The following is a 17,625-nucleotide window of genomic DNA, read 5'->3' as shown; positions in this document are numbered from 1 at the left end:
GTCCAAAATCTTACGCCGTTATTCTTTTCCACTTCAATTCCTTCAGTCTATCGTTTGCTTATTTTTTCTACGTTCTTGCTAAGCCACATATGAAAGCAGAATTTTTATAATTGGGCCTCTATTAATTTTCCAGCATTACCCACACCTCTAGATTTCCTACTATCAAATCGTGAAATCTCTTGATATAGAGGCCGGTTAAAATCTTTTCCACTTTGCTTATTAATGAAGATATATCGGTCTTCAATTCCAAGTTTTGATCTTTTGCTGAAACACGAGCATATCCAATTTTCAGAAAAAGGAAACTGACAATATTGGTCATCACTTGTGTCACAAGGTTAATTTAACTAACAGGGAAATTTAGTTGTAAAAGGATTTAATAAGTTTGAAGCTTAATCTATTGAACAAATAATAAAGAAGGAACCTATAGACTTGATGATAGGAGAATAAAACGAATACCGTGATGGCAATAATAAAATTGACAGGACACCATTTGGTGTCATATAGTAAAGACACCAAATGGTGTCCAATTAAAAGGGGGGGTGATTTTGAACGAGAAAAATCAAGAGCGTGATATTTATGTAGGCATCGCTGATCCAACAAGACGCAAATTGCTACGTTTGTTGGCGGACGTGGAAGAATTGCCACTCAATGAGTTAACCGTTCATTTTGAAATGGGTCGTACTGCGGTTTCAAAGCATTTGGCAATCCTTAAAGAGGCTGGTCTCGTGATCAGCAGAAAGGTCGGCAGGGAAACGCGTTATCGGCTGAATGCTGCCCCATTGAGAGAAATTGAGGATTGGGTATCGTTTTACAAAAAATTCTGGAGTGAAAGGATATCACTTTTAAATCAAATATTAGAGGAGGAATAAAAATGAGTTTAACAGTATTACAAGATTTTAATTTTAAGAGCCCGATCGAAAAGGTATGGCTTGCCTTAACGGATGCAAATACTCTTGGGAAATGGGTAATGGCTAATGATATTAAACCTGTCGTCGGACATAAATTCCAGTTTCGGAATGAACAGTGGAATTTAATTATTGATTCCGAAGTTCTTGAAGTCGAGGAGCCTCATAAGTTATCTTACACCTGGGTAGGTGGCGGTATAAACACTACAGTCACATGGACATTAAAGCACGAGGATGGAACAACCCACTTACATCTCGAACAAACAGGATTCGAAAAAGAAGATCAAGCGTTCAATGGTGCGAAATATGGTTGGGCCAAAATGGGCGAAGAACTTAATAACGTGTTGGAGGTATTATAAGACCAAACCTCTGCCTTGTTTTTTAGTATTTAGCTAACGTATAAGAAAAAAGCAAACTGCTCGGAAAGAGGAGTGTTCCGTGATGACAAAAAGTAGAACGAATCCTAAGGTTGATGAATTTTTAGATAAAGCTAAAAAGTGGAAAGAAGAATATGAGATGTTAAGAAATATCGTTCTTGACTGTGAACTGACCGAAGAATTTAAATGGATGCATCCTTGTTACACGTTTGAGAAAAAAAACATAGTTTTAATACATGGATTTAAAGAATATTGTGCGCTTTTGTTTCACAAAGGTGCCTTGTTAAAGGATACCCATGGAATTCTAATCCAACAAACGGAGAATGTACAGGGGGCGCGCCAGATTCGGTTCACCAATGTTCAAGAAATAGTTGCAATGGAAACCATCTTGAAAGCCTATATTCATGAAGCCATTGAAGTTGAAAAAGCCGGTTTGGAAGTGAATTTTAAAAGTAATACAGAATTCATAATTCCTGAAGAACTTCAAAATAAATTCGATGAAATCCCTGCCTTGAAAACTGCTTTTGAAGCATTGACCCCAGGAAGGCAAAGAGCATACATTCTTTATTTTTCACAACCCAAACAATCCAAAACTCGAGTATCAAGGGTTGAAAAATATATGCAGCAAATTCTCGATGGAAAGGGATTAAAGGATTAGTATATTCGATGAGAAAATAATTAATCAAGTCCTAAGATATTACCTTACTTTGCGATAATTCGAACTCCTTTTGGTTCGCAGGTAGCCACTCAATCAAATAAGGGGAAAAACAAAAAGTGATCCGTAGAGTGAAAGCAAACTACCATGTAACAGTTTTACGCATTCCACCTAACAAAAGAAAAATACTGCGCACAAAAGTGTATCCTTTGGCTTTTGCTGAAAAGTACGCTTTTCTTGAACTAACGGGTGCTTATCTTGAATAAGGTTTAAGTAATGATTTTCAACGAAACCACCTAATAAAAATAATGTGTTATTCCATTATAAGGCACTTATATGGAGTAACAAAAAGCCCAATTTCTCAATTTTAATACTGAGAAATTGGGCTTTTAATTCTGAAATTTCTATTTAGGAAAATGGCTGACAAATGTAAATGTGATCATTGCCCACTTGGCTTATCATCTTGGAGCATTATGGAAAATGTTAATAAGTCTTTAAATTGAAAATACTTTAACATAATTTTGTCAATGTCTGGATGCTCCGAAGGGTCTAATTACAAACCATGATTTTAAGGAAAACTTGGTTATCCTTGATGTTTTTAAGATGAAACCCTCATTAGAATGAAGAAATTTGCGACACTCCTGCCGAATAACGGGCTAGAAGAGACCCCAGACGCTTGCTTTGATGAGGCTTGGCAGACAGTTGGCGGAAAGGGAGCGGATTTCTGAAATATCTGGATCTTTTTAGTAAACTGGCTCTTCTTCTACTTTAATTTTGCTAAACACCTTAGCTAGGTTAGGACAGGATAAAATTCAGAAACACACCATTTTGTAGGTAATTGTTGGATTGTGTCAGATTATACTAAGAATCTTTTACATTTTAAAGGGTTCAAGTCCTAATTGGAGAAGTATTATTACAGGATGTTTTTTAGCCGAGGGTTATTGACTGCATGAATATCGACATAAAAGGAGGGTTCTTAATTAAAAAGCGGATGTTTAAACTATGTATATTTTGTTTTGTATTCTTTGTTCAAACATTATGGTCTCCCGCTATTTTTGCTGAACAAAGAACTTTTAAAATTGCTGAAGAAAGTGCCCTTCCTCCATTTTCATTTGAAAATGAAGCTGGTGAGCTGACAGGGATCAATATTGATTTAATGGAGGAAATAGCAAAATATAATGGGGTTGATTTCGAATATATTCCGATGGGGATGCAAGAAGCGGAAAAAGCCTTAATGAACGGAACAATTGATGCAATTGTTGGAAGTACCTATAATACTGAAAAAGATAATCAACTTGATTTCACTCAATCTTATTTTACCATGTCCCAATCAATTATCATCCCTAGTAAAAGGAAACAGGATATTCATACGTTAACGGATTTACGTTATTCACATGTTGTCCTTGACTATAACACACCTGTAATCAGTACATTTCTCAATATGAGGAATACAAACTTAACGACCGTTTCAAATCAATACTCGGGCATTTTAACATTATTGAACAATCGTGCAGATGTGTTCATTGGAAACAAATGGACTGCAGACTTCTATTTGAGAAAGTTCCGCCAGGAAAAGAATTACATCATTCTCGATGAAGTTATTGAACCCGCGGATTATACGATTGCAGTAAAAAAAGGGAATCAAACGCTTCTTTTCATGATGGACAATACACTTACAGAACTTAAAGCGAACCGGAATATCAACGGGATAATTGACAAATGGATCATGCCACAGTCCAATCAAAAAATTGCCAGGTTGGAGCAATTCATATTTTGGCTAATCATAATCTTAACTGTAGTAGCCCTTGTCCTTCTAGTTATTTATATATGGAATCAAAAGCTGAAAAAATCCGTTCATAACCAGACGTTGAAATTACATTTATTAAATAAGGATTTAGAGAAACAACGGCAAAACATCGCTAATGGCAAAGCGTTCAAAGAACAAATCTTAAACAATATCAATACTGGCATCATAACATTTGATCTCGATTTCATGATTACCAGCTGCAATGCAAAGGCATCGGACATTCTAAACATTTCCAAGGAAATGATTCTGAATTTTTCGAATCATTCGAAATTAATGGGGAATTTCGAAGCTTCCCATCAAGAACAAAATACGAAAAATCGTACGGGTTCTTTTCGGATCTTGGTAATAAACGAAGAAAATGAACAGAAGGTCATTTCATATTCGATGCATAAGATGTTCAATTCTGAAGAAATACAAACTGGATACTTACTTTCCATGAATGATGAGACGGAAAAGAAAACATTGGAGAAAAAATTGGTCACACAAGAAAAACTGCACGCTCTTGGCCAACTAGTTGCAGGTGTCGCACATGAAATCAGGAATCCTTTAACATCGATTAAAGCATTCATTGATTTACTGCCGAGTAAATATGATAATCCTCAATTCCGACAAGTTCTAATGGAACACTTGCCTACTGAAGTAAACCGGCTGAATGCGATTGTTACCGATTTAATTGAATATGCTCGTCCGCGACCGCCAAATATTACAAATTGCCACGCTAATGACCTTATATCATTACTTGCTTTTCATAAGGTGACAATGGAAAAAAAACAAATAAATTTCGAGCAAACGATTGAGGAGGACCTTATTTTTTATATAGATTTACAACAAATTCAACAGGTACTTCTTAACTTGGTGTTGAATTCGATTCATGCCGTTGAAGAAACAAAGGAAAAGACCATTAAAATCACCATTGATAAAGAAAACGAAAAAACAGGGCGGATTGCCATATCCGATACAGGAAAGGGGATGAAACGGGAGGAACTGAACCATATTTTCGAGCCTTTTTTCACAAATAAAGAAAAGGGCGTCGGTTTGGGACTTACGTTATCGTATAGGTTAATTAAAGAAAATAACGGAGATATCCATGTGAAAAGTTATCCTAATTCAGGAACGAAATTCACCATTTTACTACCTTTATATATCGAATAAAAGCCTGGAATGAGGAGGAGTAATATGAAAATGAATGTATTGGTGATTGACGATGAACCTGCTATTTGCACCGCTCTTAGCTTTGCATTGGAAGATTCTTATCAAGTAGTGACAACTACGGACCCGGATGAGGGTCTTCGGAAGATCGACGATCAGCCTTTTGATATTGTGTTACTTGATTTGAGGATAGGAAATAAAAGTGGACTTGATGTCCTGCAGAAAATCAAACAAATAGCACCTAACGTAACAGTCATCATGATGACTGCCTATTCATCTATTGAAACTTCCATCGATGCCATAAAAAAAGGGGCCTACTACTATATTGAAAAGCCCATTAATATAGAAGAACTTTCTTTGCTCTTGATGAGGGCAGCCGAATTCAAACAGATGTCCAATAAATTGGAGACATTACATGAAGAATTAGAGATGCAAAAAGGATTTGGGAACTTCCTTGGTAATAGCAAAGCGATGCAGCGTATTTTTTCAATGATCGAAAGAGTGAAAGATATTGATTCAAGTGTTCTTATCACAGGTGAAAGTGGAACTGGAAAAGAGCTTGTAGCCCGAAACATCCATACTCTGGGAAGAAGGAAAAACAAACCCATGCAGATTGTCAATTGTGCTGCAATTCCTGAGATGCTGCTGGAATCTGAATTGTTCGGTTATGAAAAAGGCGCTTTTTCCGGTGCAACTCAGAGGAAGGAAGGGAAATTCGTTGCTGCTAATGAAGGCATCCTTTTTCTGGATGAGATTAGTGAAATGCCCCTTCCTCTTCAGGTCAAATTATTACGGGTGTTGCAGGAACGAGAGGTGACGCCTCTAGGTTCCAATACAAAAATATCCCTGGATGTCCGTATTATAAGTGCAGCCAATAAAAACCTGGAGCAAATGGTAATGGAAGGTGAATTTAGGGAGGATTTGTATTTCAGGTTAAATGTCATTCCCATTTCGATGCCGCCGTTAAGGGATAGAAAAGAAGATTTACCCATCCTTATGGATTATTTTATAAAAAAGCACTCTACCGATATGAACCGGGAAGACAAGGCTTTCTCGGCAACCGCACGTCGGATTTTGCTGGATTATCATTACCCAGGGAATGTCCGTGAGCTTGGTAATATTATAGAATATGCTGTTGCCCTATCAAACTCGAAAAGAATGGAAGATACCGACTTGCCACAATATGTTCAAGAACAGAAGTTCATTCTCCAGCCGAATGGCATTGACGATGATTTTAACAGTTTCAGAATCCCGATTGGCATATCCATGAAAGAAATAGAGGAAAAAGTCATAACGGCCACTCTTCAATATTGTAAAAACCATCGGCAAAAAACAGCCCAAATCCTAAAGATTTCTGAAAGGAGCCTTCGTGATAAAATCAAGCTCATTTCAAAAGAAGAATAAAAGGCTAATAGTCTAAACCGGCATTTTTTTCTGGGTACCCGGCAAAAAATGCCGGTTTATGATGGTGAATCATGCTCTAAATCGGCAAACTTTGCGTTTTAGAGCAATTAATCGACTTGGCATAGTACTTGCATCTATTTTCATTAAGAAAGGAGGGCCACTATGAAAAATGGAGCACTCTTTATAAAAGTCGCTGTGTTATTTTGTTTCATGGCAGGATGTTCTTTTATGAATGAGCAGCAGGAAATTTCAAAACCTGCTACCTTGATCCAGAGGCAATTAGTTTCTGAAGGACAGGATTTAAAAAATAGGCTCCTAATCATTGCAACCGGAGATATGTCAGGGGTTTATTATTCATTAGGACAAAGATTGTCAAACATGCTTGAAAAATATAATGGAGCTGTTTCAGGAACCCAGGTAACCCATGCTTCCATCGAAAATACTGAATTGGTTAGCCGCCATCGCGCAGAAATTGGTTTTACCTCAGTAGATGTACTTGATTTGCCTGAAACGGATAAATCCAAGTTAAGAGCTTTAACGGCCCTATATTCCAACTATGTTCAAATTGTTACAACGAAACAAAATGATATTGATTCCTTGGAAGATTTAGTTGGTAAACGCATTAATGTTGGTACGACCGGAAGTGGTACAAGGCTAATGGCAGAACGAATCCTATTAGAAACGGATTTACCGCTTGATCAATTGAATTTATCCTATCTATCTTTTTCTCAATCTGCAGAAGCCTTGCAAAATGGTACCATTGATGCCGCTTTCTTTTCTTCGGGAATTCCGAATAATGAAATCGCTTTCATATCCGGGCAAACGGAACTCTCCTTCATCCCAATCCCGAAAGATATTATTGAACACCTTCAGGAACAATATGGTGTTTATACTGCCAATGAAATTCCTAGTGATACATATAAGGGAATGAAAAAAAGTGTCCAAACGATTTCTATTAAAAATGTTTTGGTAACCTATGATGAAATGTCTGACCAGCATGCTTACAATCTGGTGAAAACACTATATGAACATCTGCCTGAGCTGCAGCATACACATCCGGCCGCTTCTGATATTTCAATAGAGGAAGCAACCAAACAAGTTCCACTCGAATTTCATTCAGGAGCCATGAAATATTTTAGCGAACAAGGAATTATTGAAAATCAATGAAAAATGGGAGGTAATGAATATGAAGAAAATATTAAGTCTTTTATTGATAATCGCATTGATCGCTCTTGCAGGGTGTGGTAATCCAACTCCGCAAAAGCCAGGAGAATCGGTACAAACGGGTGCAGGTGAAAATGGAGAGAAAAAAATAACGATAGCAGGGAATGGCGGAGTCATCGAAAGTGCCATCCGAGATGTGATCGCTCCAAAGTTCAAAGAAAAAACGGGAATAACCGTAAATTACATTTCCGGTTTATCTGGTGAAATCCTTTCTAAAGTGGAATTACAGAAGAACGCTCCGCAAATAGATGTTGCCCTGTTTGTACCGGTTGATGTAATTCGCGCTAAGGAGAAGGAACTGATCGTACCAATTGATGAGTCCAATGTTCCCAATATGAAATCGGTGGATCCACGTTTCATTCCGGTTGAAAAGGCTGCCGCGCCAGCATTCGGTTTAGTCATTGCACCAGCTTATAATACGGAAACCTTTAAAAAGAAAGGGTTAAAATCAATTGAATCATGGAATGATCTTGTCTCACCTGATTACGAGGGTAAAACGGCATTTTCAGATATTACGAATGACTGGGGTTTCAATACACTTAATGGACTGGCGATGTCAAACGGCGGCAGTACGGAAGACATGGAACCAGGTCTTGAAAAGGCAAAAGATCTTGCAGCTTATTCCAATACCTTTTATAAAAACTCAACGCAAATGATGCCAGCTGTCCAACAAGGAGCTGCTGACGTAACGGTCATGGGAAGTTACTCCATTGGTGAACTAGCCGTTTCAGGTATTCCCATTAAGATGGCCGTGCCTAAAGAAGGTGTACCGCTTCAAGCTTTCAGCGCTGGTCTAGTGAAAAATACGCCTAATAGCAAAGAAGCCCTTGAATTCATCAACTATGTAATCAGTGAAGAAGCGCAAGCATTAATTTCCGAAAAAGGATTTTATCCGACGGTAGAAGGCATGAAAATTCCAGAGAAGTTCGAAGAGTCAATCGGACTTAAAGAAAGTGATAAAACATTCAAACCAGATTTCGCCAAGTTTGCCGAAATCCGCGCAGAGGTGTCAGACAGATGGGCGAAAGAGGTTACTCCTGAATTAGGCAAAAAACTCAAATAAAAAGGAGCGTGTTGATCACATGGAATTATTAAAAAAAGATGTGGAAATGAATAGGCAACACCTGGAGGCAGTTCAGGGGGTTGGGTCAAATAAAAATGATGTAGAGATAAAAGGCGCTTTTAAACAATTTGGAGCGAATGTTGTCCTGAATGGTATCGATTTGGAGGTGAAACAAGGAGAGTTACTCACTCTTCTTGGGCCTTCGGGGTGCGGAAAATCCACGACCTTGAACCTCATTGCGGGGTTCCTTGATGCAGATCGGGGTGAGGTCCATATTAAGGGCAATAATGTTACGAAGGTTCCGCCTTATAAACGAGATTTAGGAATGGTTTTTCAAACTTATTCGCTTTTTCCTCATATGACAGTCTATGAAAATCTCAGTTTTGGCTTGAAATTACGCAAGGTCGGTAAAGCTGAGCAAAAAAAGAAGATAAGTAAAGCGCTTGAATTAGTGAAAATGTCAGGATTGGAAAATCGTTATCCAAGGGAATTATCAGGAGGTCAGCGTCAGCGTGTTGCGATTTCCAGGGCACTTGTAGTGGAACCGGAGCTCCTTTTGCTTGACGAACCGCTTTCAAACCTTGATGCAAAGTTGCGCCATGAACTAAGGGCCGAAATAAAGCGTTTACAAAAGGAAATTGGCGTAACGACCATTTTTGTGACCCATGATCAAGAAGAAGCTCTTTCCATGTCAGATCGAGTCGTGGTCATGAATGCAGGGAAAATTGAACAAATAAGTACCCCAACTGAGATTTACAATCATCCCAAGACAGAATTCGTCTTTCAATTCATCGGAAAATCGAATTGTTTTGAAGGGAAAGTGTCTGCCGTGGACAAGCGGAAAGTATCAGTCAAGATCGGTTCTGATATTACTCATGTCGACGCAGATAATATCATGGGAAATGATAGTGATTTGAAAACCGGAGATGAGGTGAAGATTTATATTAGACCAGAAAAACTGCGCATTCTTTCTATTGATGAAACTTCCTTATCTCCTTTGGATTACCATCGTGCCAGGATTAGCCAAATTAACTATCTTGGTACCTCATGGGAAATCAATGTTCTATTACAGGGGAAAAGTATTCAAGTATTGACTTCTGCTTTCGATTCATCATGGCAAAATGGAAGTGAGGTGTTGATTGGATGGAGCCCATCAGAAGTTATGCTAGTCAAGAAATAGAACAGGAAACGAATCCTATTGAGCCGCAAAAGGAACCTAAATTCAAGAAAAGGAAAGTCTGGCTGCCTGGATTACTCCTTTTAACGCCGATTCTGCTATTCATATTTGGTTTCTTCGTCATACCGATGTTATACATTTTATATTTAAGCTTCATATCCACTGATAATCTTGGAGCTGCTGATGCAGTATATAGCCTAAAAAACTATACACAAATCTTTTCCGATAGCTACTATTTATCTTCTTTATGGCTGACTGTCAAAATCAGTTTATATTCGGTCCTGGTTGCTTTATTTCTTGGATATCCTGTAGCTTTGACGATGGCCAAAAGCTCGGCGCGGATCAGAGGGTATATCACGCTCTTGATCGTATCACCGCTTTTGGTAAGTATAGTCGTCCGTAATTTTGGCTGGTACCTCTTGCTATTGCCTAACGGAACGATTAATCAAACCTTGATGGCCCTTGGCATAATAGATGCACCATTGAAACTATTGTTTTCGGAAATCGGAGTTGTGATCGGACTATCCAATGCATATCTTCCTTTCATGATCTTATCCATCGTTGCCAGTTTATATAATATTGATCCTTCTCTGGATAAGGCAGGAGCGATACTTGGGGCAAGTCCATTCAGAAGGTTCTTTTCGATTACATTGCCGTTAAGTATCCCTGGTATCGTATCTGGCTGCATTCTCGTATTCAGTTTGTCAATGAGTGCTTATGTTACGCCTGCATTAATGGGGGGAGCCAATGTGCCCGTGATGCCTGTTGTCATCTATGATCAAATAAATAATTTGCTGCATTGGACATTCGGATCTGCTCTTTCTTATATTCTATTAGCAACCACTGTCATATCAGTAGCTGTCTTTACCAGAGCGTTTGAAAAAGGGAAATTCAAGGAGGTATTCCGATGATGAAAACGTTTGGCGGCCTTCGGATTGCCGTAGCCGTGTTGGCCATTATCTATATCTTGATACCGCTCATTGTCGTAATTCCCGCTTCTTTTACAAGTGCCAATTATCCAAGTTTTCCGGCTGAAGGCTTCTCGCTGCAATGGTATGCCAAGATCCTGGAGCGACCTGAATTTTTGGAAGCATTTTTGAATAGTGCGAAGTTCGCAGCATTAGCTGCCCTTTTCTCCGTCATATTCGGAACTTTGGGAGCCCTTGGCATCGCAAAGTATGATATACCAGGAAAATCGTATATTACGGCCCTTTTAACTTCTCCATTAAGTGTGCCGCAATTAGTCTTAGGGATTGCACTTTTAATGTACTTTACACCAATGATGCTTGCCGGTACATCTACAGGATTTTTAATTGCCCATATCGTCATTTGCATACCATATGTTATGCGGCTCGTATTAACCGGTTTAAGTGGATTTGATTATAATCTCGAACGGGCCGCGGCCATACTTGGAGCGAATCCACTAACAGTATTCATGAAAGTGACACTGCCGCTAATTGGATCCGCGGCCATCTCAGGGGGATTATTCGCATTTTTGACATCATTTGATAATGTAACGGTCTCGCTCTTTATGGTATCACCTGAGATGAGAACGCTGCCGATCGAGATTTTCTCGCAAATGCAGGATGCCTACAATCCAATCGTTGCATCCGTGTCAAGCGTGGTTATTTTCATATCAGTCCTGCTGATCGTCATACTTGAAAAAATTCAGGGTGTTGGAAAAGTTTTTGGTGGTTCCCATCATACAAACGGTTAAACACGATCATGCAGACTTAGTTCTAAAACTCATCCAAACGTTCCATTCAAATGAGCCAAACACCTTTTGGCGGCCAATAGTGGAGCCGTTAGGACTGGCACAGAGGGATTAACCTGCTTTGCGATATGTTCCATGCTATATTGTGAAAGCAAAATCACTTCTGTCTTTCCGTCCAATTGTTCCACCATCTTTTTAACCCGATCGTCATGTTCCTTTCTTTTTCCTTGTGATAATAAATGGATGATCCCAGGATCCACCAATGATTCGATAAAACAGTCCGGATTCTTATTCAATAAATAATTTTGAAGGGCGATCGGCGTTTCTTTTACGGTTGAAACCAGGCCGATGCTAGCATAGCTAAGTGCTTCATCAAGCATGGCCTCATCTGAACGAAATAACTTAACGGGGTATAAAGGTTGCAAGATTGAAGTGATGTCATTAAAAGCAGAGCAAGTAAGTTGGATGCATGAAACATCAGAATCATGCGCTATATTCACTAATGCAGAAAAGCGGCGGATGATTTCCGGAGTCAACTTGCCGCTCTTTTCCATCAAGGCGAGAAGACCTGTGTCCATGAAATGAAGGAGTTCAATGTTTGGAGCAACTGTCTGAAATGCCATTTCAATTGGTTTTAGTGCAGTTGTGGTTGCGTGAATAAGTGCTATTTTCAATAAAAACCCTCCTTTTTTATTTCATTATATCTAGCAGGATAATAGAATACCATTATATTACATCAAAGAAAGGAAGTGAGAATTATGGAGAAAGAAGCCCTGGACGATCTTAGTCAGGTAATTCCAAGTGATAGAATGTACCTTGATTTGGCAGAAAGGTATTGTTATAGCTATGACGCTTCTTTTGGGGAATATTTACCTGAAATCGTTATACAGCCAAAAAATGCGGAGGAAATCAGTGAGGTGGTTAAATTGGCTAATACTCACAAAATACCTGTTTACCCTAGAGGATCCGGAACTTCGCTAAGTGGCGGCCCATTACCTGTTAAAGGGGGGATGGTTCTTGATATGACCCTTTTACGGGATAAATTGATCATTGATCGGGAAAATATGCTTGCCATTGTCTCTCCAGGTGTGATAACGGCAAATATCCATAAAAAGGCTGAAGACGCCGGCTTGTTCTATCCGCCTGATCCAAGCAGTTCCAATGTTGCCACAATTGGCGGAAATCTATTGGAAAACTCCAGCGGTCCAAAGGGATTGAAATACGGAACGACAAAAGAATATGTGATAGGCCTGGAGGTGGTCACCCCGACGGGAGAAATCATTCGTACTGGCGGAAAGACCGTAAAGAATGTAACAGGGTATGATTTGACACGATTGATTGTAGGATCGGAAGGTACCTTGGGCATCGTTACAGAGGCAATCATTCGCTTAATTCCAAAACCGCAATCAAAACATACATTTGTCGCCCACTTCAATCATTTGATCGACTCCGGTCATGCCATTACCAGCATTTTATCGTCAGGAATCCTACCATCAGCCATGGAGTTAATGGATAATGCGTGTATCCGTGCTGTCGAAAGCTATCGGCCTTCAGGATTGCCTCTACAGGCAGAGGCCATTCTGATCATAGAAATAGATGGTCACCCTTTGGCGATTGAGGAGGAAATCAATAAATGCGCCGATATATGCCGGGCTGAGGGTGCTTCCTACGTCAAGATTGCGGAGACAGAGGAAGAACGCCAAACGATTTGGAGTGCGCGTAAATCGGTTTCCCCGGCCATTACACAAATGGGTCCTACAAAAATTTCTGAAGACGCAACTGTTCCGCGCAGTCAAATACCGGCGATGATGGAGAGATTAAACCAAATCCGGGAGAAATATGGGTTGAACTTGGTTGTATTCGGTCATGCAGGGGATGGCAATTTACATCCGAACATCATTACCGATAAACGAAATATTACGGAAATGAAAAAAGTGGAGCTTGCAGTCAGTGAAATTTTTGAAGCCGCAATCGAACTAGGCGGAACACTTTCCGGGGAACATGGTATTGGTACTTTAAAGTCACCATATATGGAAATGGAATTAGGAATAACAGGGGTGAATATGATGAAAAAAATTAAAGAAGCATGGGATCCCAATAATATCATGAATCCAGGAAAGATTTTTCCTGATAAAGGCCAGACAAGGGTCGTGTTGGTTACATGAATCTACCCGTCAAACCGAACGAGACAAATGCAGTGGCCCATAATTTATATTCTGATGCCTATGATTGGACAAACCAATGCGTAAAATGCGGTTACTGTTTACCAGCTTGTCCTACATATGAATCAATGGGAGTTGAATCCGCCTCTCCACGCGGTCGAATCAATCTAGTGAAAATGGCAGCCGAAGGGAAAATAGATTTCCAAAAAGATTTAGCTGAACCGATCGACCTATGTTTAGGCTGCCGTGCTTGTGAAACCGCATGTCCTGTCGGTGTGCCATACGGACATATACTGGAAGCGGCAAAAGAAGCGATTGAAAACTCCCCGTCAGCCAACCAAAAAAATAAAATGAACAAAATCAAAAAGCTGGCATTGGTTCATCTTTTTCCATATCCAAAACGGATGAACAGGATTGGAAGTGCAGTACAATTCTATCAAAAAACAGGATTATCCAAGATTATCCGTTCATCGAATGTACTGCAAAAGGTTTCCCCAGCCCTCGCACATTTAGAGCAAGCACTTCCAGCCATCGAGTCGTCCTCCAAACGAATCCGGACAGGTACGATAATGCCGGCAAAAGGGGAAACGAAATTAAAAGTGGCATTTTTTGCTGGGTGCATCATGGATTCCATGATGTCACGAATAAATCGTTTAACTATTGAGCTGCTCACCATTGTGGGCTGTGAGGTCATTCTCCCTGAAAATCAGAATTGCTGCGGTGCACTGCATTCCCATCAAGGCGAAATAAAACAAGCAAAAGCATTGGCGAAGAGGAATATCCAAGCCTTCATGCAATCAGATGCTGAGATAATCGTAAATAACGCAGGAGGTTGCGGTGCTTCGCTTCTTGAATATGGACATCTATTGGCTGATGATCACGAATGGGCTGGGGCGGCAAGGGCATTCTCGGAAAAATCAAAAGATATCAGTCAAATTCTTCATCAATTGGGGCCACTTCCCTTTACTGAAGAATGGCAAGGCATCGTTTCCTATCAAGATTCATGTCATTTACGCAATGTTCAAAAGGTCCAAAAGGAACCTCGTTTATTATTGCAATCCATACCAGGTGTTTCCTATGTGGAAATGGAAGGGTTTGACCGTTGCTGTGCATCTGGAGGCATTTACAATCTCATTCACTTTAATGAATCCATGAAGATACTGGATGAAAAAATGAAGAACCTAAAAGATACAAAAGCCACTGCAGTAGTGACCGTTAACCCTGGCTGTCAAATGCAAATGAGCATTGGCATTCAAAGGGAGGGAGCAGCAAACCAAATCAAAAGTATGCATCTTGTTGAAATACTTGCCAAGGCTTGCGGCTTGGATTGACCAAAGAGAAACTGAAACTTTATAGAATATTAAACGTCAGTATTTCCTGATTCATTGGAAATTACTGATGTTTTAATTTTTCTCCATTAAAGATGAAGGCGAAAATATCTTTGTAGATCAATGATACAGAGGATATCTGCGGATGAAAATAGCGATTTATGTTCATTAAATTGAAAATACAGTAGACCGGTAAGAAATTTAACTATATTAAGATATGGAAAAGGGTATAATAAGTAATGTAATAAACCATTCTTGGTAATGGATTATTGTAGTATCGGATTTACATTTTACTATATCCGATATTTACATAAAGACAGAAGGAGAAATGATTCATTTGAATAACAAAGAAATAAAAGGTATCGAGTTACCTGCCAACTATGAGGAATTAAAAAAATCTGCCAATCGCAAATCTAATTGGAGAGAACGTTTAGATGCGATCGAAGAGTTAGGCCAGTCAAAAAATAATCAAGTAATCGATATTCTCAAACATATCATGAATAGTGATTCTGTATATAAAGTTCAAGAGTCCGCATACCGTCAACTGAAAAGATTAGGCGAAGATGTTCAATTGCCACCAAGGAAAAAGGGCGAATTGGTTAAAGGATTAACCAAAATCTTAGTTAGGATCAAGAAGAGTTTACCAGAAAATCACTCATATGCTGAATTCAAAGAGAAGCTTCAGAAAATGAGAATGGATATATATGACACCTATGAGGGTGAAAAAGGGGCAGACTTTGATAAGTGGCTTGAAAATACTTGGTCTGCTTTATCGAAAAGATAAAATTTATTCAAAAGGAAAACAAATAAGATTGGATGAAGGAGCAAAATTTTTGCTCCTTTTTGTTTACCAATAAAATAGGTATACACTTATATCCCTCCCCTTTAATTTAAACATCGAATGATACACTCTCTACATACAAAGATTAAATGACTGTGAGTCTTTAAAGCATAAATCAGGAAAAACCACATTTCCCATGTGCTCAGCCCGCGCTAGAATAATTCTATTCTATTTATTCCCTATATAAACACATTTTTTTTATAAATCAACATAATGTTATTAATAGAATGAATGAACTCATAGGAGACCAGGAGGAAGACAATTGAATCAAATGTATACGATCCTTGAAGAGGTTCAATCGACCTCTATGGAGTGTGTATTGGCTACCATCATTCATGTGGAAGGTTCAGCATACTTGCGTGAAGGTACCTCCATGCTTATAAAAAAAGATGGTTCATCTCTAGGCATAATTAGTGTTGGTTGTATCGAGGAAGACCTTATTCTTCATTCTTGCAGAGTTTTCGAAAGGAAAAATACAGAGACCTTTGTATATCACATGGAAAGTGATGAAGATCTAGAATGGGGTATTGGAACAGGTTGTAACGGCACTATATATATATTACTGGAGTATGTTGACCATAAATTAAAAGAACATCTTTCATATGTCTTGGCTTCCATTAAAGAAGCTAAGGTAATCGTTCATCAAATTGAGCTAGATGGTGATTGGAACTTATTGGGGTATTCTTTCCGACCAGAGGATGAGAATCACAATGCACCCAAAGATAAAGATGTTAGCTTTATTTATATGCAAAAGATTATACCTAAACCTCGTTTAATCATTTTTGGAGCTGGATGTGATGTATATCCAGTTGTCACAATGGCTGCCTCAATAGGGTTTTTAGTTACTGTTTGCGATTGGAGGTCCGAGCTTTGTAACGAAAATAATATACCCGACGCAGTTAGCCATATTGTAGGATTCCCAACTGAAATTATGGAACAATTATCTTTTAAAAAAGATGATTATGTTATCATCATGACTCATAACTTTCAAAGAGATAAAGAAATACTTTCACTAATGATGGATCAGTCATTATCCTATATAGGCATTTTAGGTTCCAAAAAACGTACAGCCAGTTTATTTGGCACGAAAATCCCTAATAATATACACTCACCTATCGGTTTATCAATTGGAGCGAACGGCCCATTCGAGATTGCTGTTAGCATTATAGCTGAATTAATTCAGCATAAAAGAATGAAGGAACATCCGGAATGAAAATAACTGGGGTATACTTGGCCGCTGGAAATAGTTATCGAATGGGTACAAATAAATTAACATTGCCATTAGGAAATAAAGAAATGGGAAGATGGGGATTAGAAAAAGCGGTTCTATCTGAACTTAACGATATTATCATAATTTCAAATCATTTAAACCACCTGGATTTATCAGGTTTTTGTTCTGAAAAAATAATTACGGTCGAAACTAAAGAACCTGGAGCAGGTCAATCCCATTCACTCCAAACAGGTATACGATCAGCAAACAACATACATTCGGACGCCGTAATAATTTTACTTGCTGATCAGCCCTTTATAACAACAAATATGATAAACAAACTCATCGAAATATACAAAGGAAACCCTAATTACGCCTTTGTTGCCTCTAGTTTTCATGGTTGTATACGACCTCCCATACTTATTGACAAAGACCTCTTTTCCGACATTCACCTTTTACGAGGAGACCGAGGAGCAAGACAGATTCTAATGGCGAAGAAAGAACAGGGGATACTTGTTCCTTTTTATGAGGAAAAATGGTTTGTTGATATTGATAATATGAAAGAATACCTTTTTTGGAAAAACAAAATAGATAACAATTAAATAAGAA

At 38.8% G+C, this 17,625-nt stretch carries 16 protein-coding genes; 15 read left to right on the top strand and 1 reads right to left on the bottom strand.

What is annotated here, in order from left to right; translation table 11 throughout:
• The first annotated feature begins 545 nt into the window (after positions 1-545).
• The 10 genes from UP17_RS12095 to UP17_RS12050 all read left to right on the top strand — a co-directional run bounded on the left by UP17_RS12095 (position 546) and on the right by UP17_RS12050 (position 11,478).
• On the top strand, positions 546-869 hold the full coding sequence (locus UP17_RS12095) for an ArsR/SmtB family transcription factor (RefSeq protein WP_061463236.1): 324 nt from the start codon (positions 546-548) through the stop codon (positions 867-869).
• A gap of 2 nt (positions 870-871) precedes the next feature.
• Positions 872-1,264: an SRPBCC family protein gene (locus UP17_RS12090; protein WP_061463235.1), complete on the top strand. Its 393-nt coding sequence runs from the start codon at positions 872-874 to the stop codon at positions 1,262-1,264.
• 82 nt (positions 1,265-1,346) lie between these two features.
• Positions 1,347-1,940, top strand: a complete 594-nt coding sequence (locus UP17_RS12085; RefSeq protein WP_061463234.1) for a YdeI/OmpD-associated family protein — start codon at positions 1,347-1,349, stop codon at positions 1,938-1,940.
• A 946-nt stretch (positions 1,941-2,886) separates the two neighbouring features.
• Complete coding sequence (locus UP17_RS12080) at positions 2,887-4,896, top strand: transporter substrate-binding domain-containing protein (protein ID WP_081108804.1); 2,010 nt, start codon at positions 2,887-2,889, stop codon at positions 4,894-4,896.
• A gap of 24 nt (positions 4,897-4,920) precedes the next feature.
• A complete protein-coding gene (locus UP17_RS12075) occupies positions 4,921-6,297 on the top strand; it encodes a sigma-54-dependent transcriptional regulator (RefSeq protein WP_250211802.1) in 1,377 nt (458 codons plus the stop codon).
• 162 nt (positions 6,298-6,459) lie between these two features.
• A complete protein-coding gene (locus UP17_RS12070; RefSeq protein ID WP_061463232.1) occupies positions 6,460-7,464 on the top strand; it encodes a TAXI family TRAP transporter solute-binding subunit in 1,005 nt (334 codons plus the stop codon).
• Between the two features lie 19 nt (positions 7,465-7,483).
• Positions 7,484-8,584 carry an ABC transporter substrate-binding protein gene (locus UP17_RS12065; RefSeq protein WP_061463231.1) on the top strand — a complete coding sequence of 367 codons (1,101 nt, stop codon included), beginning with the start codon at positions 7,484-7,486 and terminating at the stop codon, positions 8,582-8,584.
• Positions 8,585-8,630: 46 nt separating this feature from the next.
• A complete protein-coding gene (locus tag UP17_RS12060; protein WP_061466076.1) occupies positions 8,631-9,764 on the top strand; it encodes an ABC transporter ATP-binding protein in 1,134 nt (377 codons plus the stop codon).
• Complete coding sequence (locus UP17_RS12055) at positions 9,728-10,672, top strand: ABC transporter permease (RefSeq protein ID WP_061463230.1); 945 nt, start codon at positions 9,728-9,730, stop codon at positions 10,670-10,672. Before UP17_RS12060 ends, UP17_RS12055 begins: the two co-directional genes overlap by 37 nt.
• The gene (locus tag UP17_RS12050; RefSeq protein WP_094246734.1) at positions 10,672-11,478 is read left to right on the top strand and encodes an ABC transporter permease; all 807 of its coding nucleotides are present in this window, start codon (positions 10,672-10,674) and stop codon (positions 11,476-11,478) included. The genes UP17_RS12055 and UP17_RS12050 overlap by 1 nt, the downstream gene beginning before the upstream one ends.
• Before the next feature lie 29 nt (positions 11,479-11,507).
• Here UP17_RS12050 and UP17_RS12045 read toward each other — a convergent pair whose 3' ends face one another.
• A complete protein-coding gene (locus UP17_RS12045; protein WP_061463228.1) occupies positions 11,508-12,149 on the bottom strand; it encodes a hypothetical protein in 642 nt (213 codons plus the stop codon).
• Positions 12,150-12,233: 84 nt separating this feature from the next.
• Here UP17_RS12045 and UP17_RS12040 point away from each other — a divergent pair, with 84 nt between their 5' ends.
• The 5 genes from UP17_RS12040 (at position 12,234) to UP17_RS12020 (ending at position 17,618) form a co-directional block, all read left to right on the top strand.
• Complete coding sequence (locus UP17_RS12040) at positions 12,234-13,640, top strand: FAD-binding oxidoreductase (RefSeq protein WP_061463227.1); 1,407 nt, start codon at positions 12,234-12,236, stop codon at positions 13,638-13,640.
• Complete coding sequence (locus UP17_RS12035) at positions 13,637-14,968, top strand: (Fe-S)-binding protein (protein WP_061463226.1); 1,332 nt, start codon at positions 13,637-13,639, stop codon at positions 14,966-14,968. The genes UP17_RS12040 and UP17_RS12035 overlap by 4 nt, the downstream gene beginning before the upstream one ends.
• A gap of 334 nt (positions 14,969-15,302) precedes the next feature.
• Positions 15,303-15,749, top strand: a complete 447-nt coding sequence (locus UP17_RS12030; protein WP_176431848.1) for a HEAT repeat domain-containing protein — start codon at positions 15,303-15,305, stop codon at positions 15,747-15,749.
• 328 nt (positions 15,750-16,077) lie between these two features.
• Positions 16,078-17,019 carry an XdhC family protein gene (locus UP17_RS12025; protein WP_250211834.1) on the top strand — a complete coding sequence of 314 codons (942 nt, stop codon included), beginning with the start codon at positions 16,078-16,080 and terminating at the stop codon, positions 17,017-17,019.
• Positions 17,016-17,618 carry a nucleotidyltransferase family protein gene (locus tag UP17_RS12020; RefSeq protein WP_061463223.1) on the top strand — a complete coding sequence of 201 codons (603 nt, stop codon included), beginning with the start codon at positions 17,016-17,018 and terminating at the stop codon, positions 17,616-17,618. The genes UP17_RS12025 and UP17_RS12020 overlap by 4 nt, the downstream gene beginning before the upstream one ends.
• Positions 17,619-17,625 lie beyond the last annotated feature (7 nt).

It is taken from the genome of Peribacillus simplex (genome assembly GCF_001578185.1).
Classification (GTDB): domain Bacteria; phylum Bacillota; class Bacilli; order Bacillales; family DSM-1321; genus Peribacillus; species Peribacillus simplex_A.
Note: the sequence above shows the minus strand (reverse complement) of the source record. Positions and strands in the feature narration are given on the sequence as shown.